Annotated in this window: 25 protein-coding genes and 2 tRNA genes; 18 read left to right on the forward strand and 9 right to left on the reverse strand. The window is 70.6% G+C overall.

Going from position 1 to position 26,174, the window contains the following annotated elements; genetic code table 11:
* Window positions 1–36 precede the first annotated feature (36 nt).
* The 4 genes from ABD810_RS14745 (at window position 37) to ABD810_RS14760 (ending at window position 3,023) form a co-directional block, all read left to right on the forward strand.
* A complete protein-coding gene (locus ABD810_RS14745; RefSeq protein WP_344939236.1) occupies window positions 37–399 on the forward strand; it encodes a hypothetical protein in 363 nt (120 codons plus the stop codon).
* A complete protein-coding gene (locus tag ABD810_RS14750; RefSeq protein WP_344939238.1) occupies window positions 396–785 on the forward strand; it encodes a hypothetical protein in 390 nt (129 codons plus the stop codon). The genes ABD810_RS14745 and ABD810_RS14750 overlap by 4 nt, the downstream gene beginning before the upstream one ends.
* A 56-nt stretch (window positions 786–841) precedes the next feature.
* On the forward strand, window positions 842–1,579 hold the full coding sequence (locus ABD810_RS14755; RefSeq protein WP_344939241.1) for an SRPBCC family protein: 738 nt from the start codon (window positions 842–844) through the stop codon (window positions 1,577–1,579).
* A 205-nt stretch (window positions 1,580–1,784) separates the two neighbouring features.
* Complete coding sequence (locus ABD810_RS14760) at window positions 1,785–3,023, forward strand: MFS transporter (protein WP_344939244.1); 1,239 nt, start codon at window positions 1,785–1,787, stop codon at window positions 3,021–3,023.
* A gap of 134 nt (window positions 3,024–3,157) precedes the next feature.
* Here the strand turns inward: ABD810_RS14760 and sigJ are convergent, their stop codons facing one another.
* The 3 genes from sigJ to ABD810_RS14775 all read right to left on the reverse strand — a co-directional run bounded on the left by sigJ (window position 3,158) and on the right by ABD810_RS14775 (window position 6,144).
* On the reverse strand, window positions 3,158–4,144 hold the full coding sequence (gene sigJ / locus ABD810_RS14765; protein WP_344939247.1) for an RNA polymerase sigma factor SigJ: 987 nt from the start codon (window positions 4,142–4,144) through the stop codon (window positions 3,158–3,160).
* A 93-nt stretch (window positions 4,145–4,237) separates the two neighbouring features.
* On the reverse strand, window positions 4,238–4,630 hold the full coding sequence (locus ABD810_RS14770; RefSeq protein WP_344939250.1) for a hypothetical protein: 393 nt from the start codon (window positions 4,628–4,630) through the stop codon (window positions 4,238–4,240).
* 71 nt (window positions 4,631–4,701) lie between these two features.
* Window positions 4,702–6,144: a hypothetical protein gene (locus ABD810_RS14775; RefSeq protein WP_344939253.1), complete on the reverse strand. Its 1,443-nt coding sequence runs from the start codon at window positions 6,142–6,144 to the stop codon at window positions 4,702–4,704.
* A 129-nt stretch (window positions 6,145–6,273) separates the two neighbouring features.
* Between ABD810_RS14775 and ABD810_RS14780 the strand changes: the two genes are divergently transcribed.
* From ABD810_RS14780 to ABD810_RS14805, 6 genes are all read left to right on the forward strand, one after another.
* Window positions 6,274–6,346, forward strand: a tRNA-Ala gene (locus tag ABD810_RS14780).
* 121 nt (window positions 6,347–6,467) lie between these two features.
* The gene (locus ABD810_RS14785; RefSeq protein ID WP_344939256.1) at window positions 6,468–7,028 is read left to right on the forward strand and encodes a GntR family transcriptional regulator; all 561 of its coding nucleotides are present in this window, start codon (window positions 6,468–6,470) and stop codon (window positions 7,026–7,028) included.
* An 81-nt stretch (window positions 7,029–7,109) separates the two neighbouring features.
* Window positions 7,110–7,934: a GNAT family N-acetyltransferase gene (locus tag ABD810_RS14790; protein WP_344939259.1), complete on the forward strand. Its 825-nt coding sequence runs from the start codon at window positions 7,110–7,112 to the stop codon at window positions 7,932–7,934.
* Between the two features lie 259 nt (window positions 7,935–8,193).
* The gene (locus tag ABD810_RS14795) at window positions 8,194–8,847 is read left to right on the forward strand and encodes a class I SAM-dependent DNA methyltransferase (RefSeq protein ID WP_344939262.1); all 654 of its coding nucleotides are present in this window, start codon (window positions 8,194–8,196) and stop codon (window positions 8,845–8,847) included.
* Window positions 8,848–8,994: 147 nt separating this feature from the next.
* On the forward strand, window positions 8,995–9,783 hold the full coding sequence (locus ABD810_RS14800) for an SDR family oxidoreductase (RefSeq protein ID WP_344939265.1): 789 nt from the start codon (window positions 8,995–8,997) through the stop codon (window positions 9,781–9,783).
* Window positions 9,784–9,788: 5 nt separating this feature from the next.
* Window positions 9,789–10,628, forward strand: coding sequence for an SCO6745 family protein (locus tag ABD810_RS14805; RefSeq protein WP_344939268.1), 840 nt, complete (start codon window positions 9,789–9,791; stop codon window positions 10,626–10,628).
* A gap of 48 nt (window positions 10,629–10,676) precedes the next feature.
* Here ABD810_RS14805 and ABD810_RS14810 read toward each other — a convergent pair whose 3' ends face one another.
* A complete protein-coding gene (locus ABD810_RS14810) occupies window positions 10,677–11,279 on the reverse strand; it encodes a hypothetical protein (protein WP_344939271.1) in 603 nt (200 codons plus the stop codon).
* A 12-nt stretch (window positions 11,280–11,291) separates the two neighbouring features.
* Window positions 11,292–12,689, reverse strand: coding sequence for a selenium-binding protein SBP56-related protein (locus ABD810_RS14815; protein ID WP_344939274.1), 1,398 nt, complete (start codon window positions 12,687–12,689; stop codon window positions 11,292–11,294).
* Window positions 12,690–12,873: 184 nt separating this feature from the next.
* Between ABD810_RS14815 and ABD810_RS14820 the strand changes: the two genes are divergently transcribed.
* Window positions 12,874–14,376, forward strand: coding sequence for a vWA domain-containing protein (locus tag ABD810_RS14820; RefSeq protein ID WP_344939277.1), 1,503 nt, complete (start codon window positions 12,874–12,876; stop codon window positions 14,374–14,376).
* 87 nt (window positions 14,377–14,463) lie between these two features.
* Here the strand turns inward: ABD810_RS14820 and ABD810_RS14825 are convergent, their stop codons facing one another.
* Both ABD810_RS14825 and ABD810_RS14830 read right to left on the reverse strand, forming a co-directional pair.
* Window positions 14,464–15,012 carry an EF-hand domain-containing protein gene (locus tag ABD810_RS14825; protein WP_344939280.1) on the reverse strand — a complete coding sequence of 183 codons (549 nt, stop codon included), beginning with the start codon at window positions 15,010–15,012 and terminating at the stop codon, window positions 14,464–14,466.
* 40 nt (window positions 15,013–15,052) lie between these two features.
* Window positions 15,053–15,748: a tRNA-dependent cyclodipeptide synthase gene (locus tag ABD810_RS14830; protein WP_344939283.1), complete on the reverse strand. Its 696-nt coding sequence runs from the start codon at window positions 15,746–15,748 to the stop codon at window positions 15,053–15,055.
* Between the two features lie 175 nt (window positions 15,749–15,923).
* On the opposite strand from ABD810_RS14830, the gene ABD810_RS14835 reads away from it, so the two are divergent.
* Window positions 15,924–15,996, forward strand: a tRNA-Ala gene (locus tag ABD810_RS14835).
* A 58-nt stretch (window positions 15,997–16,054) separates the two neighbouring features.
* On the opposite strand, the gene ABD810_RS14840 is transcribed toward ABD810_RS14835, so the two are convergent.
* Window positions 16,055–17,935 carry a propionyl-CoA synthetase gene (locus tag ABD810_RS14840; protein WP_344939287.1) on the reverse strand — a complete coding sequence of 627 codons (1,881 nt, stop codon included), beginning with the start codon at window positions 17,933–17,935 and terminating at the stop codon, window positions 16,055–16,057.
* Between the two features lie 37 nt (window positions 17,936–17,972).
* On the reverse strand, window positions 17,973–18,992 hold the full coding sequence (locus ABD810_RS14845) for a GlxA family transcriptional regulator (RefSeq protein ID WP_344939291.1): 1,020 nt from the start codon (window positions 18,990–18,992) through the stop codon (window positions 17,973–17,975).
* A gap of 71 nt (window positions 18,993–19,063) precedes the next feature.
* On the opposite strand from ABD810_RS14845, the gene ABD810_RS14850 reads away from it, so the two are divergent.
* From ABD810_RS14850 to ABD810_RS14875, 6 genes are all read left to right on the forward strand, one after another.
* On the forward strand, window positions 19,064–20,599 hold the full coding sequence (locus tag ABD810_RS14850; protein ID WP_344939294.1) for an MFS transporter: 1,536 nt from the start codon (window positions 19,064–19,066) through the stop codon (window positions 20,597–20,599).
* 229 nt (window positions 20,600–20,828) lie between these two features.
* Window positions 20,829–21,536, forward strand: a complete 708-nt coding sequence (locus ABD810_RS14855; protein WP_344939297.1) for a peptidyl-tRNA hydrolase — start codon at window positions 20,829–20,831, stop codon at window positions 21,534–21,536.
* 184 nt (window positions 21,537–21,720) lie between these two features.
* Entirely contained in the window at window positions 21,721–22,815 is a 1,095-nt protein-coding gene (locus ABD810_RS14860) for a hypothetical protein (RefSeq protein ID WP_344939300.1), read from the forward strand.
* A 362-nt stretch (window positions 22,816–23,177) separates the two neighbouring features.
* The gene (locus tag ABD810_RS14865; RefSeq protein WP_344939303.1) at window positions 23,178–23,780 is read left to right on the forward strand and encodes a Maf family protein; all 603 of its coding nucleotides are present in this window, start codon (window positions 23,178–23,180) and stop codon (window positions 23,778–23,780) included.
* Window positions 23,781–23,829: 49 nt separating this feature from the next.
* Window positions 23,830–24,621 (forward strand): EI24 domain-containing protein, encoded by a 792-nt coding sequence (locus ABD810_RS14870; protein ID WP_344939306.1) that lies wholly within the window; start codon window positions 23,830–23,832, stop codon window positions 24,619–24,621.
* A 229-nt stretch (window positions 24,622–24,850) separates the two neighbouring features.
* On the forward strand, window positions 24,851–25,933 hold the full coding sequence (locus tag ABD810_RS14875) for a DUF4192 domain-containing protein (protein ID WP_344939309.1): 1,083 nt from the start codon (window positions 24,851–24,853) through the stop codon (window positions 25,931–25,933).
* The last annotated feature ends 241 nt before the right edge of the window (window positions 25,934–26,174 follow it).

Genomic DNA, 26,174 nt, shown 5'->3' on the forward strand with positions numbered 1-26,174 from the left:
CCTACCTGCCATGTCCCCGAGTCTCACGGCCGAGCGATGATCGGCCCGCTGGCCACCTCGCTGATCGCCGGATCGCTGCTCCTGGCGGCGCTGGGCGTCGTCCTCGCGATCAGGGACAGGCCGATGGGCGTGGTGCTGCTCGCCGGGCTCGGGCTGCTGGAGATCGGGCTGCTGGTCCAGGCGGGCATCGGGATCGCCCAGGTCGTCGGCGGCCATGGCCCCGATGAGACCGCGACGTTCATCGGCTACCTCGCGGGCACGATCGTGATCCCGCCCGTCGCGGTGTTCTGGGGGCTCGGCGAGCGCACCCGGTGGGGGCCCGCGGTGGCCGCCGTCGCCTGCTTCGCGATCCCGGCCATGGTCGGCAGGCTGCTCCAGATCTGGCAGGGGACGCCGTGACCGGTGTGCCGGTGAACACCGGGCCGGGCCGCCTTCTCGTCGCCGTGTACGGGGTCTTCGCCCTCGCGGCCGGGGCCCGCGCGGCCGTCCAGATCGCGACCAGGTACCACGAGGCCCCTCTCGCGTACGTGTTGTCGGCGTTCGCGGCGGCCGTGTACATCGTGCTGACCGTGGCGCTCGCGCGCGGCGCCCGCCGCACGGCCCTCGCGGCCTGCGCGATCGAGCTTGCCGGAGTCCTGGTGGTCGGCACGCTGAGCGCGATCGATCCGGCCGCGTTCCCGCAGGCCACCGTGTGGTCCGGATTCGGGAGCGGTTACGGTTTCATCCCGCTGGTGCTGCCGCTGGTCGGCCTGTACTGGATTTTTCGCAGTCGAAAGTCCGAATAGGCCGCTCCTTCGCGGGCAGGGCAGGTCTCCGTACCCACAGAAAGGGAGGAAGCCCGATGAGCACCATCGAGCATTCGGTCGACGTGGCCGTGCCCGTGCGGACGGCCTACAACCAGTGGACCCAGTTCGAGAGCTTCCCCGAGTTCATGGAAGGCGTGGAGTCGATCAAGCAGATCGACGACACGCGTCTGGTCTGGAACGTCCAGGTCGCCGGCGTGCACCGTGAGTTCGAGGCGGAGATCACCGAGCAGCGCCCCGACGAGAGGGTGGCGTGGCGCTCGCTGGAGGAGCCCCGCCAGGCCGGTGTGGTGACGTTCCACCGCATCACCGACGACACGACCCGGGTCATGCTCGAGATGGAGTTCGACCCCGAGGGCATCGTGGAGCAGGTCGGTGACAAGCTCCAGCTTGTCCGCATGCGGGTCCACGGCGACCTCGAGCGCTTCAAGAAGTTCATCGAGTCCAAGGGATTCGAGACCGGCGGGTGGCGCGGCGAGGTGCCGGCGCCCCTCGACAACGACCACGGCGCGGCGGCCCGTACGGCCCCGGACGCGGACGTGATGGCCGGGACGGGCACCACCTCGGGTCCCGGAGTGACGCCGGGCGCCGTCCCGGGCGCGACCACCGGCACGGGCTCGGCGTACGCCGCCGGTGAGCCGATGCCGCCGCAGCCGGTGCAGCGGGAGTACCCGCCGGAGACCCCGCTCCCGGCGCCGGGCAGCGGCCCGGTCTCCCCGCAGGGCACCCCGCGCTGGGACGACGAGCCGCCGCTCACCCCCGAGCGTCTGGCCTGACGGCCGGCGTGCTGCCCTGGCCTCATGCCAGGGCAGTGGCAGAGCCGTGACAAGAGGGGACAGGCTCTCACCTGTCCCCTCTTGGTGTGCGCGCCCCTGTCCTTGAGCGGGTTAAGGGCGGGCCGGAACCTCTGTTACGCTAAGGGACATCCAATCATCCCATGATTCGATGACCCCCCGGTAAAGATGGAGGAACGACCCCCGCATGAGCGTGCTCGCCACGGATCGGTTCACGACGACCGCACCGGAACGGAGACCGGGCCGCACGGGGTCGGTCGCATGGCTGGTCGTGCTCGGCATCGTGCTGGCATCGCTCAACCTGCGCACCGCCGTCACCAGCGTGGGTCCCGTCCTCGACCAGGTCAGCCAGGCGCTCGGCATGTCCGGAGTGGTCACGGGACTGCTCACTAGCCTGCCGGTGCTGTGTTTCGCGGTGTTCGGCGCGGCGACCCCGTCTTTGTCCCGGCGCATCGGCGAACATCGTCTGTTGCTCGCCTCGCTCGTGCTGCTCGGTCTCGGGCTGCTCGCACGCGTCATGATCGACTCATCCGTGGTCTTCCTGGCGGCCAGCGTGGTGGCGCTCTCCGGGGGCGCGATCGGCAACGTGCTGATCCCGACCCTCATCAAGCGCCATTTCCCTCGCCGTACCGGCGCCATGACCACCCTGTACGCGACGGCCCTGGCCGTCGGCACCATGCTCGCCGCCGCCGCGACGGTCCCGATCCAGCGGGCCGCCGACGGCAACTGGCACGTCGCCCTCGGTGTGTGGGCGGCACTCGCCGCTGTGGCCGCCATTCCGTGGCTTGCGCTCTTGCGCAGTGAGCCGGAGCGGGACAGCGGGCGAGACCAAACCGGTACGCGAGCTCTGGTGCGCACCCGTCTGGCCTGGGCGATCGCCGGTTACTTCGGCACCCAGTCGCTCATCGCCTACGTGATGTTCGGCTGGCTGCCCCAGTTGCTGCAGGACCGCGGGTACACCAGCGGCCAGGCGGGGATCAGCCTGGGGCTGTTCTCGGCTCTCGGCATCCCCGTCGCGCTGGCGGTGCCGGCCATCGCGGCCCGTGCCGCGAGCCAGCGGCCGTTGATCGTGGGCTTCTCCTTGCTGTACCTCGTCGGATTCACCGGCATGCTGATCGGGCCCGTCTCGACGCTGTGGATCTGGGTGACGGTGGTCGGCGTGGGGATGGGCTCGTTCCCGCTGGCGCTCACGCTGCTCGCGCTCCGCACCCGCACGGCGGAGGTGACCGCCGCGCTGTCCGCCTTCGGGCAGAGCGCCGGATACCTCATCGCCGGCGCCGGGCCGCTCGTGGTGGGCATGCTCTACTCCGCCACCGGGGGCTGGGCGGTGCCGTTCGCGCTGCTGTTCGTGGTCGTCGGCGCGCAGGTCCTCACCGGCTGGTACGCCGCGGGCGACCGCTATCTGGAGGACGAGCTCGCCGCCTGAGCCGCGGCTCCGCCAACCGCCGCAGGAGCGGGCTTGCGCCCCATCGGGGGCGGCGCAAGCCGCTGGTCTCCCGTTCCCATGCCTCGTGAGGAGGCATGGGAACCGGCGGCGCCTGGGCCGGGCTGCCCGGAGAGTCATGCCCCTCCGGACGTATCGGAGCGCTCGTCCGTGACATCGGCCTCCGGGTGGTCATCCGCCGGCGGGCTCACCGGGAGTTCGGCCGTGCCGGCCCTCCCGAGCCGTGAGATCTTCTCGGGGTTCGCGATGAGGTAGACGGTCTGGACGGCTCCGTCGGCGACCAGCAGGGCGATCACCGTGACCGGCCTGCCCTCCAGGGTCACGACCATGGCGGGGCCGCCGTTCACCTCGGCCAGTTCGACGCCGAGCGTCACGTCCTCGGGCAGGCCGATCGACGCCAGGAAGCGCCGGGTCTGCCCCTCGGAGGCGATTCCGGCGAGGAAGCGTGCGACCTTGGTGGCTCCCTCGATGACGCGAACGGGCGCCCGTGCCTTCCCGCCGCCGTCCCCGACGAGCGTGACGTTCTGGGAGAGCAGCTCCAGCAGCCCTTCCAGGTCGCCTTCCGTGCAGGCTTCGATGAAGCGCCGGGTCACCTGCCGGCGTTCCGCCCGGTTCACGTCGAAGCGCGGCCTGCGCTCCCGCACGTGGTCGCGGGCCCGCCGGGCGAGCTGCCGCGTCGCGGGCTCCGCGCGGCCGATCACCTCCCCGATCTCGGTGTAGGACATGCCGAACGCCTCGTGGAGGACGAAGACCGCCCGTTCCAGGGGCGACAGGGTCTCCAGGACCACCAGCAGGGCGAGGTCGACCGAGTCGGCCAGTTCGACGTGCTCGGACAGGTCGGGCTCGGTGCTGATGGGCTCGGGCAGCCACGGGCCGACGTACGCCTCGCGGCGGGCCTTCACCCTGCGCAGCCGGTCGATGGCGAGCCTGCTGGTCACCCGGATCAGGTAGGCCCTCGGGTCGTCGACCCGCGTGGTGTCCACCTCGGACCAGCGCAGCCACGCCTCCTGCACCACGTCCTCGGCGTCCACCGCGCTGCCGAGGATCCTGTACGCGACGCCGGCGAGGACACGGCGATTCTCCTCGAAGATCTCAACGGACATGTCTTACCTGACGGTTCGCCACCCGGGCAGCGTGACATGCGGCGTTCATCCGCGAGGTGGCCCCGGCGGATGAACGCCGCTCGGTCACGGTCGTCAGGCCCGGCGCAGGCCCAGGTACTGGAACTCGGCGAACACGGCCACGACCACCGCCTGGACCAGGACGAAGGCGACACCCAGCCCGTTCGGGTCGACCCAGCCGGTGAACAGCAGCGCGACGCTGTCGGCGAACCAGAGGACGTTCAGCGCGATCAGGGCCCAGACTCCGTTCCGTGGCGCCGCCGGCCGCGCCGCCATCCAGGCGACGAACGCGGCCACCGGGACCAGGAAGATGCCGCAACCCCGCAGGAGCGTCACCGGCAGGTGCGTCAGATCGGCGAGCGGCCCGGCGGCGACGGCGAGGAGGAGGCCGATCAGCCCCGTGGCGATCGCGTCGACCTGCAGGACGCGCTTGAGAAGGGGGGTCCGGGTGACAGTGGAAGTGATCATGATGGTGCTCCTTTCGATCCCCTCCACAGGACCGCGGAACCCACTGCCACCTGCAGACATGGCACTGCCATTCACTGCCGATTCTCTCCATCGACCCGGACAAACCCCCTCAAATCATCTGCGATCAGCTTCGCGGCGGCCGTCTGCCAGTTGTAGAGCGTCCGCTCCGGCACCTGAGTGAGGAACCAGTCGAACGCCTGCCGCTCCAGCGCGTCCAGCCCCGTACGGCTCGCGCCCCGCCGGTACGGCCGCAGTCCGGCGACGTAGGGGAAGTACAGAACGTTGTAGTACCGCCACTCCTCGCTCGTGCCGAACTCGCCGTCACGCGGCTTGAGCCGCAGGATGCTCTCGCGCAGCAGGGTCCGCAGCTCGGTCGCCCGCTCAAGCGGCCGGTCGCAGGCGCCCCTGGCCTTGAGCCGCGTGTCGATGACCGGGAGGTTCACAAGCGGGCTGCTCATGAGCTTGGCCAGGTCGCCGTATCCCGCGAGCGCGCGTCGCGTCAGCCGTACGAACTCGGCGTCGCCCATCGGCGGCGGGCCCTCGGCGCGGCGGGGAAGGGCCTCGGCGGAGTCGTGCAACTCGGCCCGCTCGCGCCTGAGCTCGCCGTCGGCGGGAAACGCCAGACGGTCGAGCAGCCGGTGCACCGGAGCCGACAGCGTCCGCACGGCCGTCGCGGCGGCGATCAGCCCGAACAGAAGGAGGGTGAGCTGGAGGGACGGGCCACCGAGGACCATGGCCACGCCCACCTGGCCGGCGAAGACCGTGACGGTGAACACGGCGCCGAGGAACGCCCGTCCCATGTCCCGCCAGAGCGCCTCGCCGGCCTGGAAGGCGCTCGACATCGCGATCGCGACACCCAGCAGGATCACGTCCACGTCCATCGCGAGCAGCGCCGGCGGAGCCGGCGCGCCGAGCACGGGGAACAGCACCAGAGCGGTGCCGAGACAGAAGAACAGGGTGGCCGTCGTGAGGAGCCAGCCGATCCGCGGTAGCCGCGATCTCGCCAGGAGCACAAGGACGGTGGCCAGCGGAGCCAGCAGGAGCGCGCCGAGCAGCACGAGAGGCACCACACGCGACGGCGACCCCGCGAGGACGGCTCCGAGGCCGGCGGAACCGGTGGGGTCGTGAAGCGCGACCGGCCCCCGGAGGGGGACGATCCCGCCCTGCGCCGTCACCACCGCCAGCGTGGCCAGGGTCACGGGCACCAGCGCGCGGCGCCACAGAATGTCGAGCCGCTCTCTGCGGCCTTCGGGGAGCAGGGTCACACACGCCCCGGTCCACAGGATCATGGGCAGGCACACCAGGACCGTCTCCAGGCCGGCCACCACTTCGGCGCCCAGGGTGCTCCCGGCGGTCACGCCGGTGCCGGCGAGGTGGTGGACCAGCAACGCCAGCGCGTAGGCGATCAGCCCGAGGCCCGCCCGGCGCGATCCCGCCTCACCGGGCTCCCGGGCGATCACGTACAGACCCAGCCACCAGGTGACCCCGAACACCACGGCGACCAACGCCTGCATGGTCGACCCCCCTTCGCCGGTCGCGAGCGTAACGGGTCACGCTGATCATCGCCGGTGGGCCGAGGATGGCCGTCGCTTTTGGGTTTCCCCGCGGTGGTCAGATTCCTATAGACTGTCCGCGCATCGCAAGGGGCTATGGCGCAGCTGGTAGCGCGCCTCCATGGCATGGAGGAGGTCTGGGGTTCGAATCCCCATAGCTCCACCCTCGCGTTGACCGGATACCGCCCCCACAAGGGCGGTATCTCTGTTTACCGGACCCGATGCTCGTCCCGGCCTGGCCGAGTGGCCATCGGAGACCGGACCGCTGGGAGGCCGGGAAGCTCGTGGACCACAGGACGCCACGCGTGGTGGTGCGGCGGGCGCTGCCGACGGAGCCCGCCGTTCGGGCGTCGGCGTCGCTGTTCGCCGCCGAGGCCGAGCGGCAGGGCATCCGCGCCGGGAGGCGCATGCTCCACGTCGGTCCCGAGCCCGCGAGCGAGCACGTCGCCGCCGCGCTGCGCGTCGAGCCCGGAGCCGACGTGCTGGCGCGGCGCAAGCTGCTGTCGGCCGACGACGTTCCCGTCCGCATCGCGACCAGCTACTTCCGCCTCGACCTCTTCGCCGGCACCCCGATCTGCGCCCCCGACTTCATCCGGCCCAGCCTGCAGGCCGGCATCGAGGCACTCGGCCACCGCTTCGGCCACGCCGAAGAGGAGTTGCTCGCGCGCCCGCCGTCGGAGTTCGAGGCCGGCACGCTGCGGCTCGACCCGGGGGAGTGGATCGTCCAGATCGTGCGGGCGGGGTACTCCGTCGACGGCACCCCCGTCCACGTGCTGGAGACCATCTGCGCGGCCTCGCGCCACGTCTTCCCCATCGGCCAGGTCACCGGCGCGGACGAGTTCTGAGGGCATCGGGCGCGCCGAGCCTCGGGTGAGTGGCCGAAAAGGGGTCGCTCCCGCGAAGGGCCCGTTGGCACACTGTCCCGCATGGCCTGGACCTTCACCTCGGATCTCGACGAGTTCCCCGACGCCGCCGCGGCGTGGCTGCGCCGCGACCCCGTCCGCAACACGGTCCCGCTGACCGTGATCCGCCGCCTTCAGCATGGCCTGTGGCGCGAGGGGGCCATGCTCGGCTGGCTCACCACCGGCGGCGAGGTGCGCGGTGCCGTCCTCCACACGCCGCCCTACCCCCTGCTTCTCGGCGACATCCCGCTCGACTCGGTGCCCTCCCTCGCCGACGCGCTGGGCGAACGCGACCTCTCGGGCGTGAACGGGCCGTTGACACAGGTCGAGGCCTTCGTCGCCGTCTGTGGCCGTCCAGAGACCTCCCGCATCTCGCACCGCCTCTACCGGCTGGAGACGCTCCAGCGGCCGCCGTCTCCAGGCGGCACCTCACGCCTGGCGGGCGAGGCGGACACCGGGCTGGCCGTCCGCTGGATGGGGGAGTTCCAGGCGGAGGCGGACCCGCTGAGCCCTTCCGACAACCTCCTCCCCCAGGTCGAGGAGCGCATCGGGCACGGTGAGTTCGTGCTGTGGGAGGACGGAGGGCAGCCGGTGGCGCTGGCGGGGTTCTTCACCCCCATCATGGGGATGTCGCGGATCGGCCCGGTGTACACCCCGCCGGAGCTACGCAGGCGCGGGTACGGCTCGGTGGTGACCCACGCCGCCACCCGCGCGGCGCAGGAGGCGGGGGCCGACCTGGTGCTGCTCTTCACCGACCTGGCCAACCCGACGTCGAACTCCATCTACCAGGCCCTCGGCTATCGCCCGGTCACCGACTACGCCATCATCTCCCTGGCCCGGCGCGGCTGACCGTGCCGGTGTGATCTCGTCGCGGGGCCTCGCCGCTAAGGGGCCGCCGGGGGTCGAGTAGGCGTCGAAGCGCCTGTGTGATCTCTGCGGCAATTGTGGAAACGGTCCGATGACAGGACCGCAATTGCGGTTTATGACCCCCAAGTTGAGTAATCGTCGCCCCCGATGTCAACACATTTTCTGACTGGGGTTGACTAAGTGGGTAATGTCCCTCTATCTAGGGAGAGTCGGATAAACGTCTCAGCGTTGGGTGGACCGAATGGCAACGGGAGGCTCTCGGGCGGCACACCGGGCGGCACAGGCCGAAGCGTTCGACCGCATCGGCGAGCGTTATGACGAGGCCTTCCCTTACAAGGGCGGTCAAATCGCGTCGGCCGAGTGGATACTGCGAAAGCTCCGCCCCGGCGCACGCGTGCTCGACGTCGGCTGCGGCACGGGCCTGCCGACGGCCAGGCAGTTCTTGGACGCCGGATGCAAGGTGACGGGCATCGACATCTCGCCCGTCATGCTGGCCCTCGCCGAGAAGAACGTGCCGGAGGCCGATCTGCGCAGGCTCGACGTGGTCGACCTGGACGCGACCCTCGGACGGTTCGACGCGATCGTGGCGTACTTCTCGCTGTCGATGCTGCGCCGGGACGAGATCATGGTGACGTTGCTCACGCTGCACGAACTCCTCCTGCCCGGCGGCCTGCTCGCCCTCGGCATGGTGGAGATCGACGTCGACAACGCGCCGGTCCACATCCTCGGCACGCCGATCCGGATGACCGGGTACGCCAGGTGCGCGCTGCGGGCGGTGGTGCAGGAAGCCGGGTTCAGCGTGCGCGAGCAGATGGACCTGGCCTACGTCCCCGCGAGCGAGCGGGAGCCGTTGGAAATGCAGCTCTTCCTCAACTGCCGGAGAAACACCTTCTGACCCGCGCGCAGGGAACGCCGTCGCCGTGCCTTCGGTGACGGAACGGTGGCGCATAATGGCCCGCCGAGCGCGTCGATGTTTGACGGGCGGGGACCCAGGCGCTTAAGTTCCGGATACCGACTGGTCGGTTTGAAACGGAGAACGCGTATGCGGGTGCGAGACCGGGTCGTCGTCGTGACCGGGGCGGCTAGCGGAATCGGGCGGGCCATGGCCCGGCGGTTCGCGCAGGAGGGCGCCGCGGGAGTGGTCGTCGCCGACCTGGACGAGGCGGGCGCCACCCAGGTCGCCAAGGACATCGGCGACCAGGCGATAGCCGTCCGGACGGACGTGTCCGTCCAGGACGAGGTCCGCGCCCTGGTCGACACCGCCGAGGAGGCGTTCGGCCCCGTCGGCCTGTTCTGCTCCAACGCCGGCGTGATCACCGGCCAGGGCCTGGCCGCCGACGACCTCGAATGGACCAGGACCATCGCGGTGAACGTGCTCGCCCACGTGTACGCCGCTCGCGTGGTGGTGCCCCGCATGGTCGAGCGAGGCGAGGGCTACCTGCTCAACACCTGCTCGGCCGCGGGAATGATCAGCTGCCCGGGAGACGCGCCGTACGCGGTGACCAAGGCGGCCGCGATCTCCTTCGCCGAATGGCTGTCCATCCACTACCGCACCAAGGGCCTCGGGGTGAGCGTGCTGTGCCCGCAGGGTGTGCGCACCGGGATGCTCGGACGCGGCTCGGAAGACCATGTCACCGCACGCGCGGTGAGCGCGTCCGGCGCGATCCTGGAGCCGGAGGCGGTGGCGGACGCCGTGATCGAGGGCCTCGACGCCGAGCGGTTCCACATCCTGCCGCATCCCGAGGTCGCCGAGTACGTCCGCCGCAAGGCCGAGGACCCGGACCGCTGGCTCGCCGGCATGGCCAGATTCGTCGACTCGCTCGAAGGGTGAGGCTCGTGGTAAGCACGCACACCGCCAGGAAGGCCTGGCGCCGGCTGGAACCCGTTCACGGCATGATCTACTTCGTTCCCGAGACGGTCGAGCAGTTCGCCGCCGTGGGTATCACCGACCGGCAGATGGGCTACTTCGCCTCCCGGGCGGCCGCCTTCGGCCGGGCGAGCGCCGAGGTGGTGATCGCCACGTTCTTCAACTTCTGCCCCGATCTCGTACGGCGAGCCCTGCCCGCCGCGTGGGACATCGTGACCCCTGAGCGCCTGCTGGACGCGCGGCTGCGAGCCGCGGGCGCCGCGCTCAAGCGTGCGGGACTGGACCAGCACCCCGACCTGGCCGAGATCGTCACCCTCGCACGCCGGGCCGCCGAGGCGGCCCGCGAGCACCTGGAGGGCCGCCCGCTCTTCGCGGCGCACACCACGCTGCCCTGGCCCGAGGAACCGCACCTGGTGCTGTGGCACGCGCAGACCCTGCTGCGCGAGTTCCGGGGCGACGGGCACATCGCGGCGCTCACGGTGGAAGGGCTCAGCGGTCGTGAGGCCCTGGTCCTGCACGCCGCGAGCGGAGAGCTGCCGGCGATCTTCCTCAAGATCAGCCGGGGCTGGAGCGCGGCCGAGTGGGACGCCACCGAGGACGACCTGCGGGGCCGCGGCCTGCTCGGCGAGGGGCTGACCCTCACGGGCGAGGGTGAGGCGCTGCGCCGGCGGATCGAGGAGCGCACCGACGTGCTCGCGCTGCCGGCCTACGCCTCGCTGGGGGAGGAGGGGTGCGAGCGCCTGGCCGAGATCGCGCGTTCCTTCGGCCGCACCGTGGTCGACAGCGGCCTGCTGAACCTGGCGCGCTGAACCCTCAGGTAAGCGCGGCGAAACCCTCAGGTGAGCGCGGCGAAACCCTCAGGTGAGCGCGGCGAAGGCACCGGCTCCGATGAGCGCCACCCCCCAGGCGAGATCGAGGTTGAACCACGCGCGGCGCAGCACCGCGACCCCTAGCCGCTCGTACACCACCACCGCGAGCGTCGCCGTGACCGTCAGCATCGCCAGCGTGTGCACGGCGGTGAAGACCAGCGCCTGCAGGCTCAGAGCGAGCGCGGCGTCGTCGTGCCCGGTCAGCGCGACCGGGAGCAGCATCAGCCCCGCGCCGTGAGCCGTCGCCATCAGGAACGACCAGCCCGCGAGCTGCCATCGGGTGACACGCATGCCGACCCAGCGGGGATGGCGCCGTCGCAGCAGCTTCCACACGCCGAACCCGCACACGAGCGCCGCCACACCATAGGAGACAACCTTGGGCGGTGTGGCGACCCGTGCCGCCGCCACGAGCGCCAGCGTGACGAGCACCGACCCGGCGTGCCCGGCGACGATGGGCGGCAGCGCCCTGAGCACGGCACGGCGTGACCTCTCCTGCAGTCCGAGCGCGACCGCGAACAGCCACCCCATGGCGGGGTTCAGGCCGTGGAAGGCGCCGAAGCCGGCGAGGACGAGCCACTGCGTGAGTTCCATGGGCGGCGCCGGTCAGGGGTAGCAGAACGAGTCGGAGGAGGAGTCGCCGCCTTGGAGCCTTACCTGGTGGGGCCTGCGCCCGTCGCCGGCGAAGTCGATCAGGAATCCGGGGTCGAGGGCGATCGAGCCGTCGTCGGCGATGTCCACCTTGGCCATCCACCCGGAGATGCCTTCCGGATAGAAGACCTCGTCCCATGAGCGGTAGAGGGAGTTGGTGAAGTAGACACGCTTGCCGTCCCTGCTGACCTCGACCATCTGCGGACCGCCGTTGAGCGCCCTGCCGGGCGTGCGCGGATGCGCCGCGCGCCGCACGATGCCGCCGATGCGCACGGACCCGGTCCGCCGGGGGTTCAGCGGATCCGAGACGTCGTACGCCAGCAGCTCACCGGTGCCCCAGGCGGAGACGAGCAGGATCCGGTCGTCCAGCGTCAGCGAGATGTCGCTGACCAGCGGCGGGACCGCGCCGAACTGCTTGAGCGGCTCGGGCAGGCTGTCGGGGTCGGCGGGCTCGGCCGGGATCGTGATGGTTTTCCTGGCCTTCCAGACCCCGTCCTCCAGGTACCACGTGAAGATGTTGGCCGACAGGTCCTCGACGCTGATCACGGTGTTGACGAAGCCGTAGGTCTTGGTCGGGTCGTGCGCGGGGCGGAGCTCCAGGGCCATCTGGTGCTGGTCGCCGAGGTCGATCTCCTGCAAGTGGGTGCGCTTGCGAAGATCCCAGACGTGCAGCTTGTGGCCGTACCGGCGGTTGACCAGGAGATCGAGGTCGGGACCCGCCTCGATCATGTTCGGCGTGCCCCACTCGCTGCTGAGCATCGTGTCGTGCCCGAGATGCCACCAGAAGTCGTAGTGCAGCCGCTGCGGTCCGCGGTCGGCCTCCCACTGGCCGAGGGGCTCGAAGGTCTCGTGGTCGAGCATGAACACGCCGCCCGGAGCGTCGCCGTCGACGTTCCCGAGCGCGCTGACGTAGATGGCGTCCGTCCCGCAGTGCACGGTGTGCGGGCGGCTGTATCCGGTGCGCTCGAACAGGGTCTCCGGCTCGATGGTCTTGACCAGCTTCGGGCGCGCGGGGTCGTCCTTGACGTCGAAGATGTAGATGCGTGAGGACCGTAGCCCCGGGACGACCAGGTAGCGCCGCTCCACGTGGGGGTGCGGTGCGTAGGGGCACAGCGCGGCGCTGCAGACGTTCCATCCGAAGTGGTGCAGTTCGTCCCCGGGCACGGGCATGTCGTGGACGCCGACCACCGTGCCGTAACCGGAGGAGCCGGGATCGAGATCGATCGTCGCGAGCCCGTCGGGCCGGCCCTGGCCCTCGGTGTCGAGGAGCACGACGTACGCGAGCTGTTCCGGAGGCGCCTGCATGGCTTCCCTCGCGGACGGATAGAACGTGGGATCGGGTTGGATGAGCACGGTGCCCCCTTAGGGAAGACTAATAACCCACCAATCTCATAGGGAAACCTGGTCTTGTCCAGGGGGACGATGTATTCGGCCCATGCTGGTCACGCCCCGGGCACGGTTCGCCGTCGCTTGGATGACGGCTCAGGCCAGAGCCTTCCCGGCACCGTCGTAGGGGGTGACCCGAGGGAGGTCCCCGATGAAGTCCCGAATCCTCGCCTGTGTGCTGGTGGCGCTGGTCCTGCTCATCTCCGCCTGCGGCGGTGGCTCGACGTCGCACGAGGCGACCAAGGCCCACGAACCCTCCTATCCAAACGGCGCGAAGCGTGCGCCGAGCGGCATGACCGGCGGCGGCACGGCACCCGCCGTGCCCGTCCCGCGGCCCAGCGCCGGCACCGAGCCCGCCGACAAGATCTCCACGTTCGCCCTGGACGTCGACACCGCCTCCTACGGGTACGCGCGCGGCACCCTGAAGCAGGGCAGGCTGCCCGACCCGGCGCAGGTCAGGCCGGAGGAGTTCGTCAACGCCTTCCAGCAGGGATACCCGGAGCCTCCGGGTGACGGCTTCACCGTCCAGCTCGACGGGGCCAGGGGGGCGGCGGACGGGTCCGCCCTGTTGCGTGTCGGGCTGCAGACCAGGACTGCCGAGGCCACCGCCCGCAGGCCGGCCAACCTCACCTTCGTGGTGGACGTCTCCGGCTCGATGGGCGATCCCGGCCGGCTCGACCTCGTACGCGACGCCCTGCACACGCTGGTCGACCAGCTCGGGCCCGGCGACCAGGTGTCGATCGTCTCCTTCAGCGACCAGGCACGGCTGCGCGTCTCCATGACCCCCGCGAGCGAGCGCCGTGAGCTGCACGCGACGGTCGACGCGCTCGGCACGGAAGGCTCCACCAACCTCGAAGCGGGACTCGTCACCGGATACGAGGAGGCCGCACGGGCCTTCCGGCCGGTCGCCACCAACCGGGTGATCCTGCTCTCCGACGGCCTGGCCAACACCGGGGACACCACCTGGCAGGGGATCCTCGACCGGGTCGAGGAGCAGGCCGGACGCCAGATCACGCTGCTGTGCGTCGGCGTCGGACGCGACTACGGCGACGCGCTGATGGAGCAGCTCGCCGACAACGGGGACGGCGCCGCGGTCTACGTCAGCTCTCCTGAGGAGGCACGCAAGATCTTCGTGGAGCGGCTGCCGGCCAGCCTCGACGTGCGGGCGCGCGACGCCAAGGCCCAGGTCGTGTTCAACCCGGCCACCGTCGAGTCGTACCGGCTGCTGGGGTACGAGAACCGGAGGCTCGCGCAGGAGGACTTCCGCGACGACGCCAAGGACGGCGGCGAGGTGGGCCCCGGGCACGCGGTCACCGCGCTCTACGCCGTGCGGCTGCGCCCGGGGACCTCTGGACAGGTCGCCATGGCGACGGTGCGATGGCAGGACCCCGACACGCGTGAGCCGGCCGAGACGAGCCGCGCGGTGGACCTGGCGGAGCTGTCGGGCACGCTGTGGGAGGGGTCGCCGCAGAGGCTGCAGGTGGACGCGGTGGTCGCCGCCTTCGCCGAACGGCTGAGGCGCGCGGAGAACGAGCTGTTCGTGGAGAACCTCGACGGTCTGGCGGAGCACGCGAGGCGGCTGGCGACCGCGACCGAGGATCCCATGGTCACCGAGCTGGCGGAGCTGATCCGCGCGGCCGGCTCGCTGGAGTGAGCGGCCGGCCCGCTGGGAGGAGAGAACAGGCCGGCGTGGCCGCCCGCCGTGATGGGGAAGTGCCTCGGGAGTGACGGCGGGCCGGCGTCAGGATCGGCCGAGGATCGGGATGGCGGCCTTCCGAGGGTCCTCGCTGAAGTAGAAGTCGTACATCGCCTGGGCGAACTCGTCCTTGGCGAGGTGCCGGTCGCCGTCGGTGTCGAGGAGGATGAACGCCTCGCGCGCCTCGGAGGTCTCCACGTCGTAGGCGGACCACAGGTGGAGGTACTCCTCCATGCTGAGCTTCTGGTCGCCGTCGGCGTCGAGGGCGTCCCACAGGGCGTCGGTGATGGGCCAGACGATGCCGACGATGAACGCGGTCCGGTCCAGGTTGGGGGAGACGGCGTACTCGACGTACCGTTGCCGGCTGATGCGGCCTTCGTCGTCCGTGCCCACCGCCGCGACGACGTTCTCCCAAACCTGGGCGTAGGCGTCCTGGAGACGGCCGCGGGCCGGGGCGTCGGAGGGAAGGCCCAGGCGGTCGGCCAGCAGGAGGCCGACGAGGTACATGTCCTCCTTGTCGATGTAGCCGTCCTGATTGACGTCGCTCGTGTCGAATGCGGATCCGGCGTTGAGCTCATGGGGGCTCGGATGCATCTCGGCTCCTCGCGTGATGTTTACTTTGGGCGACTAATCGTTACCCTGAGTAAGCGTCCCTGTCAACGCGCGATAGGCGCGTGACCAAGAAACCCTGTCCCGGGGCTCGTGAGAGGGGCAGAAGACCCCCGTAAAGGCGGGTGACGAGCGGCATCGGCCGGGGATAGCAGAACACCGACGAGCGGGTGCCGAGAATCGCCGGGGTGTCCACCACGAGCGGTAGCTCGCCGAGCAGGAACGGCACCGCTGCCTCGGCCCTCTCGCGGCTCACGGGCTCCTCGGGGTCGCCGCAGATCACCGGCACGACCGCCCGCAGGCACTCGTCCCGGAAGCGCGTGTCGGTCGCGTACAACCTCTCGACCATGCCGCGCATGGCCATGTAGGGCCGGTTGGCGGTGAGGTCGGACCAGCTGAAGACGGTGACCGTCCCCGCGTCGGCGCCGAGGTCCCCGAGCGCGCGGCCGACCCGGTTGCGCGTGTTGTTGATCGCCATCCGCGCCTTGCGCCGCACCCTGCCCGCCGCGTGGCCCCGTCCTCTGAGGGTGTCCTCCAGTTCCCTGCCCGGCAGGAGCACGTCGACCCGGGAGAAGGTCTTCAGCGCCCAGCGCAGGAGCTCGGTGATGGTCGCCTGGGAGAAGTAGCCGTTGAGCGCGCTGATCCCGACGAGAGCGTGCTCGCGTCCGGCGACGATGCGTGAGCACGTGCTCGTCAGCGGCCGGCTGGTGACTTTCCTCATGAACGGAAATTAGCAAAGACGAACACGTTTGGTAGCTAATTAGATGCTGAAGGTAGTCGAATCCTTATACCGGATGGTGTGCGGCGGCTAGATCTTCGGCGGTTCGGCGCGCCGGTCGATGTCCGATACACTGGCGGGGCACCTCGGGCGGTGGTCGTCGACCGTGGTGCCACCAGGGGCTATGGCGCAGCTGGTAGCGCGCCTCCATGGCATGGAGGAGGTCTGGGGTTCGAATCCCCATAGCTCCACACCTGCGTTCCCTCCCGATGCCGCCCTTCGCGGGCGGCATCGGTCTCCCCGGGCGAATCAGACCCGGGCCCTCAGCACCGGCCGCAGGACATCGAGCACCGAGGCGTCCTCGATCGTGGAGGGCACCTGCTCGTCGGCCCCGTCGGCGATGCCCCGCATGGTCTTGCGCAGGATCTTCCCCGAACGGGTCTTGGGCAGGCCTGGCACGATGTCCACCCGCTTCAGGCTCGCCACGGCGCCGACCTGGTCGCGGACCAGCCGTACGAGCTCCTCACGCAGCGTGCCCGGGTCGGCGTCCACACCGCTCTTGAGCACCACGAACCCACGCGGCACCTGGCCCTTCAGCTCGTCGGCCACGCCGATCACCGCGCACTCGGCCACGGCGGGATGGCCGGCCAGCACGGCCTCCATCGACCCGGTGGACAGGCGGTGCCCGGCCACGTTGATGACGTCGTCGGTGCGGCCCATGACGAACAGGTAGCCGTCCTCGTCGACATGGCCCCCGTCGCCGGTGAGGTAGAAACCGGGATAGGCCGACAGGTAGGAGGCGACGTAGCGTTCGTCGTCCTGCCAGAGGGTGGGCAGCGTGCCCGGGGGAAGCGGCAGCCGCACGCAGATCGCGCCCTCCTCCCCGGGCGCGCAGCGCCGTCCGCTCGGATCGAGCACGTGCACGTCGTATCCCGGCACCGGGACCGTGGGGGAGCCGGGTTTGATCGGCATGGGATCGAGGCCGCGCAGGTTGGCGGCGATCGGCCAGCCGGTCTCGGTCTGCCACCAGTGGTCCACCACGGGGATGCCGAGCTTCTCGGTGGCCCAGTGGTAGGTGTCCGGGTCGAGCCGCTCGCCTGCCAGGAACAACGTCTTAAGCGACGAAATATCGTGTTTGGCGAGGAATGCGGCCGCCGGGTCCTCCTTCCTGATGGCCCGGAACGCCGTGGGGGCGGTGAACAGCACGTTCACCCCGTGGTCGGAGACCACCCGCCAGAAGGCGCCGGCGTCCGGCGTGCCCACCGGCTTGCCCTCGTACAGGACCGTCGTCGCGCCCAGCAGCAGCGGCCCGTACACGATGTAGGAGTGGCCGACCACCCACCCGACGTCGGAGGCGGCCCAGAACACCTCGCCGGCCGCGGTGTCGTAGACGTTGCGCATGCTCCACAGCAGCGCGACCGCGTGCCCGCCGTTGTCGCGCACGACCCCCTTCGGCTTCCCGGTGGTGCCGCTGGTGTAGAGGATGTAGAGCGGATCGGTGGCCGCCACCGGCACGCAGGGTGCGGGCGCCGCCGTGGCCATCGCCTCGTCCCAGTCGAGGTCGCGGCCGGGCACCAGCGCGGCGGGGGCCTGCTCGCGCTGCAGGATCACGCATCTGCTCGGCTTGTGCTCCGCCATGCCGAGCGCGCTGTCCAGCATCGGTTTGTACTCGATGATCCTGCCGGGCTCGATGCCGCAGGAGGCGGACACGACCACCGCGGGCCGGGCGTCGTCGATGCGGATGGCCAACTCGCGGGGCGCGAAGCCGCCGAACACCACCGAGTGGACCGCGCCGAGGCGGGCGCAGGCCAGCATGACGACGACCGCCTCCGGCACCATCGGCATGTAGACGACGACCCGGTCGCCCTTGCCGACGCCGAGCCCCTTGAGGACCCCGGCGAACCGGGCCACCTGGGCGAGCAATTCGGCGTAGGTGTACGTGCGGGACGTGCCGGTGACCGGGCTGTCGTAGATGAGGGCGGCCTGGTCGCCGCGCCCGTCGGCCACGTGCCGGTCGACGGCGTTGTGGCAGGTGTTCAGCACCCCGTCGGTGAACCACCGGTAGAACGGCGCGCCCTTCGCGTCCAGCACCGTGCCGGGGGGCTGGTCCCAGGTCACGGCCTTGGCGGCGTGGCCCCAGAAGCCGTCGGGATCGGTGATGCCCTTCGTGTAGACGTCCGCGTACGACATGGTCGCCTGTCACCTGCCAATCGATCGACGACCGCCATCATGACTCACCTGGCGTGACCGCGACAGGCCCGGCGAGGCGGTGGCCCTGGCCGATGGGGACAGACGGCTTGAAGGTGTGCCGGTAGGTCAGGGGCGCCACCCCGACCGTGGCGTGCAGATGCTGCCGCAGGGAGACGGCCGTGCCGAAGCCCGACCGCACGGCCACCTGGTCGACGGGCAGGTCGGTGGTCTCCAGCAGGTGCCGGGCATGCTCGACCCGCTGCCGGATGAGCCACCGCGCGGGGCTCAGACCGGTCTCCTCCCGGAACCGCCGGGTGAACGTGCGGACGCTCATGCGCGCGTGCTTGGCCTGGGTGGCCAGGTCCAACGGCTCTCCCAGCCGCTCCAGCATCCAGGCCCGGGTGGGGGCGGTGGTGGCGCCTCCCGGCTCCGGGAGCGGCCGTTCGATGAACTGCGCCTGCCCGCCCTCGCGCCAGGGCGGGGTCACGCACCGCCTGGCCACACGGTTCGCCACCTCGCTCCCGTGGTCGCGGCGGATGACGTGGAGGCACAGGTCGATGCCGGCGGCGACGCCCGCGCTGGTGAGCAGGTCGCCGTCGTCGATGAACAGCACGTCGGGGTCGAGCAGTACCCCGGGGAACAGCGATCGGAACCGGTCGGCGTTGCGCCAGTGGGTCGTGGCGGGCCGGCCGTCGAGAAGGCCCGCCGCGGCCAGGACGAACGCCCCCGTGCAGATCGACATCAGCCGGGAGCGAGCCGCCGCCTCCCGCAGGGCCTCGCGCAGTTCCCCGTCGACCGTGCCGTCGATCAACGGCGAGCCGCCGTGGATCCCGGGCAGGATCACGGTGTCCGCCGTGCGCAGGACCGACAGATCGTGGTCGGGCACCACGCTGTACCCCGCCGAGCCGCGGACGGGACGCCCGCCGGGCGTGCAGGTGACCACCTCGTACAGGCGCCGCCCGGCGGCGTCCTCGGCGATCCAGAAGACCTGCCCGGGGATGCCGAGGTCGAGGGTGGCGAAATCGTCCAGCACGACGACGGCGATGCGGTGAACCATGGCTGGATTCTTTCACATATTGGCTATCAAGCCACTCGTCTGGTCTGGGGCCGAAATCCATCATTGTGGACATGACGCTGATGGTTGACGTGAAGCGGAGGCGGCGGCTCCACAGGGCCTGGCTGGTGGCGGGGGTGGCCTTCGTGGCGATCGTGGGAGCCGCCGGGTTCCGTGCCACGCCGGGGGTCCTGATCACCCCGCTGGAAGAGGAGTTCGGGTGGACCCGGGGGACGATCTCGCTCGCCGTCTCGGTCAACCTCGTGTTGTACGGCCTCACCGCTCCCTTCGCGGCGGCCCTGATGGACCGCCTCGGCATGCGCCGTGTCGTGGCCTGCGCGCTGCTGCTCGTGGCGCTCGGCAGCGGGCTCACGGTGTTCATGACCGCGAGCTGGCAGCTGGTGGCGTGCTGGGGGGTGCTGGTCGGCCTCGGCACGGGGTCGATGGCACTGGTCTTCGTGGCCACGGTCACCGACCGGTGGTTCGTACGGCACCGGGGCATCGTCACCGGCGTGCTGACCGCCGGGGGAGCGGCGGGCCAGCTCGTCTTCCTGCCCGTCCTGGCGCTGATCGCCGAAGGGCCGGGATGGCGGGTGGCGGCGACGGTGGTCGCCGCCGCTGCGCTGGCGGTCGTACCGCTGGTCTGGCTCCTGCTCCGCGACCGTCCTGAGGACGTCGGCCTGACCGCCCTCGGCGCCGAGCCTGCCCGTACGGGGGCCGTCGACGGCGCGGTTCGCTTGGGAAAGGCGGAACCGGGTGCCGGAGGCTCCGGGGCGCCTTTGGGTGGCGCGGAGCCGCGTCCCGAGGCGACGGAGGCGCGTACCGGGCGCTCGGGAGTGCGTGACGAGGGCGTGGGGGTGCGCTCTGGTGTTACGGCGGCGGCGCGGGGCGGGGGGGTTCGCTCGGGCAGTGCGGCGGCGCGGGGCGGGGGGGTTCGCTCGGGCAGTGCGGCGGTGCGGGCGCTGACCGTGCTGAGATCGGCCGCGCGCACCCGGTCGTTCTGGTTCCTCGCCGGTGGCTTCGCCATCTGCGGCGCCAGCACCAACGGACTCGTCGGCACCCACTTCATCCCGGCCGCGCACGACCACGGGATGCCTCAGACGACCGCCGCCGGCCTCCTGGCCCTCATCGGCATCTTCGACATCGCCGGGACGATCTTCTCCGGCTGGCTCAGCGACCGCGTCGACCCGAGGATCCTGCTGGCCTCGTACTACGCCCTGCGTGGCGCCTCCCTGCTGGTCCTGCCCATGTTGTTCGCGGCGACGACCGAGCCCAGCATGCTGATCTTCATCATCTTCTACGGCCTCGACTGGGTGGCCACCGTGCCGCCGACCGTGGCGCTGTGCCGCACCATCTACGGCCCGGATGGCGCCGTGGTGTTCGGATGGGTGTTCGCTTCCCACCAGATCGGCGCGGCGATCGCTGCCGTGGCCGCCGGCGTGACCCGCGACCACCTCGGCCACTACAACGCGGCCTGGTACGGGGCCGGCCTGCTCTGCGCCTTCGCCGCGATCATGTCACTGCGGGTCGCCAAGGGCGGTGGCACGCCGCCCAAGGCCGATCCCCTCCCGCAGCCGGTGGTGACCGCCGGCACTGGCACGCCGCCCTAACCCTTGCGACCGAGGGCCGGTCCTTCCTCGCTACCGGGTGCGGGTGTGCCGCCGTGAGCTCTTGCGGTCGTGGGCGTTCTTGTTCGCGGGCGTGCCGCCGTGAGCTCTGGTGGTCGTGGGCCGGTTCTTGTTGGCTACCGGGTGTGGGCGTGCCGCTGTGAGCCCCGCTTCCGTCCCAAGGTACGGACGGGTCGGACCGGCACCCCGGTGGGCCTGAGATCCTTGGGGCGTGAGCCAGCCAGACCAGAGAGTGCTTCCCCTTGTCGTCCGGATCGAGCGTGCCACCCCGCCTGAGCGCACCGACGCCCTGGAGGCGGCGGCGCTCGCGGTGCTCACCTTGCTGACCGACGAGCGGGCCGCGAGCGGCGAGTGGGCGGAGTCCGTGCAGGCGTGGGAGACCATCGGCATCAGGAAGGTCGTGCGTCGCGCCAGGGGCACCGAGTGGCGTCGCGTGCTGGAGTTGCCGGGCATCACGGTCCAGGTGCGTTCGGCCGAGGTCCGGGTGCACCCGCCGATCCCGCTCGACGCCTGGCCGAAGGAGCTGTCCCGGCTGCAGGTCTCCGGCACCGACCTGACGGACACCGCGCCACCGGAGGCGCCGGCGCCCGGCTCGGCCGTGCTGTGGTTCAACCCGTCACTGGAGATGTCCGCCGGCAAGGCCATGGCCCAGGCCGGTCACGCCGCGCAGCTCGCCTGGTGGGGCACCGACGAGCCCGCCCGCGCCGCATGGCACGCCGAAGGGCTGCCGATCGCCGTGCGAACCGCGGGGCCGCATCGGTGGGCGGCGCTCGCGGACAGCGGGTTGCCGGTCGTGCGCGACGCCGGGTTCACCGAGATCGAGCCGGGCTCGCGCACGGTCGTCGCCGACGCGCCCTGGCTGCGTGCGGGTGGGCACCGGCCCGCCGGCTGGGGTCCGCTCCGTAACCCCGCCCAGTAGCGCGCGGCCATTGACGGGAGAGCGAACGCAAAGGTCAGAGCGTACGCAAAGCTCCATGAGGAAAGGACTCGTTCCCGAAGTGTGATCGGGAACTCAGACGCGGATGGGTGATTTGCCGTACGCTCCCATCGTGCCAAATGGGGTGGGTGGGAACTACGGGACCAAGGCCGTCCCAACGTACGTAATGGCGGAGGCGGACACCGCGCCGCTGCCGAAGATCACCATCGAGGAGCCTCCGCCACCACCACCGGCCGTCAAACGCTCACTGGTCTCCCGGCTGGGTGACCTGCCGATGCGTGTGATCTACCGCATCGTCGTCGGCGCCGTCGCCTCCCTCGCCGTCGTGGTGGCCGCCACCGTGTTCTTCGTGACAGGTGGGGGCAAGGGGACCTCGACGGCCGCCGGGCCCGTGGTGACCGGCGCCCCGGCCGGACCGGGCGCGACCACCGGCGCCCCGGCCGGGCCAGGCGCGGCCTCCTCGGCGCCCGCGGTCGTTCCGACGCCTTCCGGCGGGTCGGATCCCTCGGCTGCTTCTGAATCCTCTGGCGCCGTGGAGCCTTCGGCCACGTCGGAGTCCTCTGGCGGCGTGGAGCCTTCGGCCACTCCGGGGTCGTCCGCGACCGCCACCTCCGCCGTCCCGTCGGCCTCGTCGTCCGGATCGACCTCGGTCTCCGCGCAGGGCGTGGCCTCGCCGGTGCCCACACCGATGCCAGGCAGAAGCGCGCTCACCGCCGCCCAGGCGGACCCGCGCGTGCCCAAGCTGCCTCCCAACCGGAAGCTGGCCGACTTCCGCGGGGACTCCACCCCCACGAAGGGGCGCGTGAGGGACAAGCGGTCCGGCGTCACGTTCCCGCGCTTCGTCAAGGCGTGGAAGCTCGTCAGGTCCTCGCCGTTCGCCACGCGCCGCATGCTCGCCGCCACCAAGGGGGCGGGGCACCGGGCGATACTGGCGTCCTGCCCGGTGCCCATCGCGGTGCAGGAGAAGCTCAAGGACACCGCCTTCCTCGCCGCCCGCTGGACCCTGAACTACCATCCCGTCGGCTCCGAGATCAACTGGACGGCTTCGCGGCCCATCAAGGTAGGCAAGCGCGACGGCTGGCTGCTCGGGTACCGCGTGCACTACAAGGTCGACGGCAAGAAGCGCATGTCGGCCGCGGCGGTCGCGCTGGTCGAGGTGCCCTCCTCCAAGCCGGGGCTGGTCTTCATCACCATCCCCGACGCCCAAAAGAAGCGCTGGGCCGACATCAACACCATCATGTCCCACCTACACCCCCTCTAACCCGCCCCCGCTCTACTAGCCTCCCGCTCCCCGGCCTCCAGCGTGCGGTCCCGGCCCCAGGGTCCCGGTCCGTGGTCCCCGCCTCCGCTGTACTGGCCTCCCGCTTCCCGGTCCCGGCTTGCAGTCCCCGCTCCTCCGGTCGCGGCCCCGCATCGGGCCGAGAACCGGCTTGTTCGCGTGTTCTGTGGTGCGGGCTGGATGGGGCTAAGGCTGATTTCTTGGTTTGTGTGTCTTCTGGCGTTGTTTCTGCCGATTGTGGTGTTGGTCGGATGGAGTGATGTCTTGTTCCGTCACCGCTTAGCTGCCCGTCTGCTCACGGAATCGGCTCACACTGTCGCTCGGCTGCCCTAGGCTCGGAAGACATGACCGAGATCGTCCTCGCCTCCTCCTCCACCGCCCGGCTCGCGCTCCTGCGTAGTGCAGGTCTCGACCCCAAGGTCTTCGTCAGCGGTGTCGACGAAGAGGCCGTGACCGCCGAATCGCCCGCGGAGCTGTGCCTCGTCCTCGCGCGCGCCAAGGCCGCCGTTGTGGCCAAGGGGTTCGCCGAAGGCCTCGTGATCGGCTGCGACTCGGTTCTCGAGCTCGACGGCCAGGCGTACGGCAAACCTCGCACGCCCGAGGAGGCATTGGCGCGCTGGCGGTCGATGCGCGGCCGTACGGGCAGGCTCCTCACCGGGCACTGCGTGATCGACGCCGCGACGGGGGCCGAGGTCGCCGAGGTCGGCTCGACGGTGGTGCACTTCGGCACGCCGAGCGACGAGGAGATCATGGCCTATGTCGGCACTGGTGAGCCCCTGCACGTAGCGGGCGCCTTCACGCTCGACGGTCTTGGCGGCTGGTTCATCGACGGCATCGAGGGCGACCACGGAAACGTGCTCGGCATCTCGTTGCCCCTCGTCCGGCGTCTGTTCGCCGATCTCGGGGTCTCCGTGACATCGATCTGGAAACAAGGATCTTTCCGCTGATCTTTCGACGACTCGGACGGCAGGCGTTAGCCTGCCGGGCATGAACAGCATGGGCCAGCCCACCCGACGTGGGATCGGTGGCTTCGCCGACGGGATCAAATACTTCTTCCAAGGGCTCGGCTGGGTCGCCCGGCACCCGCGCCAGTGGCTCTTCGGGCTCATCCCCGCGCTCATCGCGCTGGCGCTCTACATCGTCGCCCTGGTGCTGCTGGGCACCTACGCCGGCGATCTCGCGGCCTGGGTGACTCCGTTCGCCGACGGCTGGAGCTCCGGCGCCCGCGACGCCCTGCGCTTCCTCCTGGGCATCGTCATCTTCGGGCTCGGCCTCGTGCTGGCCGTCATCACGTTCACGGCCGTCACGCTGCTGATCGGGGAACCCTTCTACGAGAAGCTCTCCGAGCACGTCGAAGAGGACATGGGCGGGGTACGCAAGGCGGCCGACATCCCGGTCTGGCGGTCGATCATCCGGTCCGTGCGGGACAGCCTGATCACCCTCGGGTACGTGCTGTTATTCACGATCCCGCTGTTCATCCTGGGCTTCGTACCGGTGATCGGGCAGACGGTGGTGCCGGTGCTCGGCGCCGCCGTGTCCGGGTTCTTTCTCACGGTGGAGCTGACCACGCTCGCCATGGAGCGCCGTGGCCTCGCGCGCAAGCAGCGTTTCGCCATACTTCGCGGTGACAGGTCGCCGGCACTCGGGTTCGGCGTGCTGGTGTTCCTGATCTTCCTGATCCCCTTCGGCGCGGTCTTCGCCATGCCCGCCGCCGTCGCCGGCGCCACCATCATGGTCCGCACCCGCCTCGCCCCCCACCACCCCACCCAGGATCAGACCGCCTTGTGATCGGGATCGTGCCGGTGAACTCTGACGTGCACGTTGGAGTGGCCGGGAGGTTGTATCCGGGGTCGCACACGGCCGGAGGCTTCACCTCCGATTCGCATACCCGCATTCCGTCTTCCGCTCCTGCGGGCGTTCACTGATCCGTTCACAAGCTGAACGATGGTCGATGGGTTTTCCACAGAACATCGCTCTCTGTGATCGGCCGGTCGCCGTTGCGTGATGCTTGGCGCCCATGACGCCATCATCGATTCTTCTCACCTCCCCCGACGACATCCTCGGAGCCGTGCCCTATCTGCTCGGCTTTCATCCAGCCGACAGCCTTGTCGTCATCGCGTTCGCGGGCAGAGGCGCTCGTGGCAGGCTGAGGGTCACCACCCGGTGGGATCTGCCGTTCCCGCCCGGAGCGCTCGACCAGCTGGTGCCGCTGCTCCGGCGCGAGGAGGTCACCCACACGATCCTTGCCGGGTTCGGCGAGGGGACGCTCGTGACTCCGGCCATCGACGAGGCCGTACGGTTGCTCACCGACGCGGGCATCGGTGTCATAGAAGCGCTCCGCGCGGAGGGCTCCCGCTACTGGTCGTACGTGTGCAACCAGCTTGAGTGCTGCCCGCCTGAGGGCCGGCCCTACGACGCGGTGGCGGGGGAGGTGGCGGCACGGGCCACGATCGGAGGGCTGGTCGCGCTGCCCGATCGCGAGACCCTTGAGCGGTCGGTCGCGCCGGTCCAAGGAGGGGCGCGGGCCAAAATGCGTGAGGCGACCCGGCTGGTGGCAGCCGACGTGCGCGCACGGCTCATCGGCACGCCCGACCCAGACCAGGTCCCCGGCGAGTTCGTCGCCGAGGGCCTGGCCCGTGTGCGCCGATCCGTTGAGAGGTTCCACGGTCGTGGGCGACTGCCCGACCACGAAGCCGCCCGGCTCGGGGTCGATCTCGCCGTGGTCCGGGTCCGCGACGAGGCGTGGACGCTTATGGACGACGACACACAGGACACCCACATCGCCCTGTGGGCCGACCTCACCCGAAGGCTGGAGCCCTCGTTCGTTCCTCCTGTCGCATCGCTGCTGAGCGCTGCGGCCTGGCGACGCGGCGACTGCGCATTGGCGGGCATCGCCGTCGAGCGCGCGCTGGCGGCCGACCCGTCCTACTCCATGGCCAATCTGCTCGCCCGTGGTCTCCGGGCACTCGTCAGTCCCGAGATCCTGCGCCGGCGCATGCCCACCCCGGAGGAACTGGACGCGAGCATGGGCCCACCCAAGATGGAATGGCTACATCCCATGCTGAGCCTCCTCGACGACCACACCCTGCTCACCCGATGAGCCACGCACTCACGATCTGCGACGAGCCACCGTGCTGGTCGCGGTCATCAACGCGATGGTCGTGAACGGCCGTGTTGTGCCAGCGCATGGGCTTGTTACCGCGCGGAGCGTTCTGCTGTGACGAGCCACCGTGCTGGTCGCGGTCATCAACCTGATGGTTGTGAGCGGGTCGTGTTGTGCCAGCGCATGGGCTTGTTACCGCGCGGAGCGTTCTGCTGTCGGCCAAGATGGTCGCGCCTTC

Origin of the sequence: Sphaerisporangium flaviroseum, from assembly GCF_039537005.1 — a bacterium.
Lineage (GTDB): Bacteria > Actinomycetota > Actinomycetes > Streptosporangiales > Streptosporangiaceae > Sphaerisporangium > Sphaerisporangium flaviroseum.

Bases quoted from the DNA above. Each gene is read 5' to 3' on its own strand.
- ABD810_RS14755 (WP_344939241.1), top strand. From the start codon at position 842: ATGAGCACCATCGAGCATTCGGTCGACGTGGCCGTGCCCGTGCGGACG.
- ABD810_RS14800 (WP_344939265.1), top strand. From the start codon at position 8,995: ATGCGGGTGCGAGACCGGGTCGTCGTCGTGACCGGGGCGGCTAGCGGA.
- ABD810_RS14770 (WP_344939250.1), bottom strand. From the start codon at position 4,630: ATGATCACTTCCACTGTCACCCGGACCCCCCTTCTCAAGCGCGTCCTG.
- sigJ (WP_344939247.1), bottom strand. From the start codon at position 4,144: ATGTCCGTTGAGATCTTCGAGGAGAATCGCCGTGTCCTCGCCGGCGTC.
- ABD810_RS14745 (WP_344939236.1), top strand. From the start codon at position 37: ATGATCGGCCCGCTGGCCACCTCGCTGATCGCCGGATCGCTGCTCCTG.
- ABD810_RS14760 (WP_344939244.1), top strand. From the start codon at position 1,785: ATGAGCGTGCTCGCCACGGATCGGTTCACGACGACCGCACCGGAACGG.
- ABD810_RS14790 (WP_344939259.1), top strand. From the start codon at position 7,110: ATGGCCTGGACCTTCACCTCGGATCTCGACGAGTTCCCCGACGCCGCC.
- ABD810_RS14810 (WP_344939271.1), bottom strand. From the start codon at position 11,279: ATGGAACTCACGCAGTGGCTCGTCCTCGCCGGCTTCGGCGCCTTCCAC.
- ABD810_RS14875 (WP_344939309.1), top strand. From the start codon at position 24,851: ATGACGCCATCATCGATTCTTCTCACCTCCCCCGACGACATCCTCGGA.
- ABD810_RS14775 (WP_344939253.1), bottom strand. From the start codon at position 6,144: ATGCAGGCGTTGGTCGCCGTGGTGTTCGGGGTCACCTGGTGGCTGGGT.
- ABD810_RS14860 (WP_344939300.1), top strand. From the start codon at position 21,721: ATGGCGGAGGCGGACACCGCGCCGCTGCCGAAGATCACCATCGAGGAG.
- ABD810_RS14830 (WP_344939283.1), bottom strand. From the start codon at position 15,748: ATGAGGAAAGTCACCAGCCGGCCGCTGACGAGCACGTGCTCACGCATC.
- ABD810_RS14850 (WP_344939294.1), top strand. From the start codon at position 19,064: ATGACGCTGATGGTTGACGTGAAGCGGAGGCGGCGGCTCCACAGGGCC.
- ABD810_RS14820 (WP_344939277.1), top strand. From the start codon at position 12,874: ATGAAGTCCCGAATCCTCGCCTGTGTGCTGGTGGCGCTGGTCCTGCTC.
- ABD810_RS14870 (WP_344939306.1), top strand. From the start codon at position 23,830: ATGGGCCAGCCCACCCGACGTGGGATCGGTGGCTTCGCCGACGGGATC.
- ABD810_RS14865 (WP_344939303.1), top strand. From the start codon at position 23,178: ATGACCGAGATCGTCCTCGCCTCCTCCTCCACCGCCCGGCTCGCGCTC.
- ABD810_RS14795 (WP_344939262.1), top strand. From the start codon at position 8,194: ATGGCAACGGGAGGCTCTCGGGCGGCACACCGGGCGGCACAGGCCGAA.
- ABD810_RS14840 (WP_344939287.1), bottom strand. From the start codon at position 17,935: ATGTCGTACGCGGACGTCTACACGAAGGGCATCACCGATCCCGACGGC.
- ABD810_RS14845 (WP_344939291.1), bottom strand. From the start codon at position 18,992: ATGGTTCACCGCATCGCCGTCGTCGTGCTGGACGATTTCGCCACCCTC.
- ABD810_RS14825 (WP_344939280.1), bottom strand. From the start codon at position 15,012: ATGCATCCGAGCCCCCATGAGCTCAACGCCGGATCCGCATTCGACACG.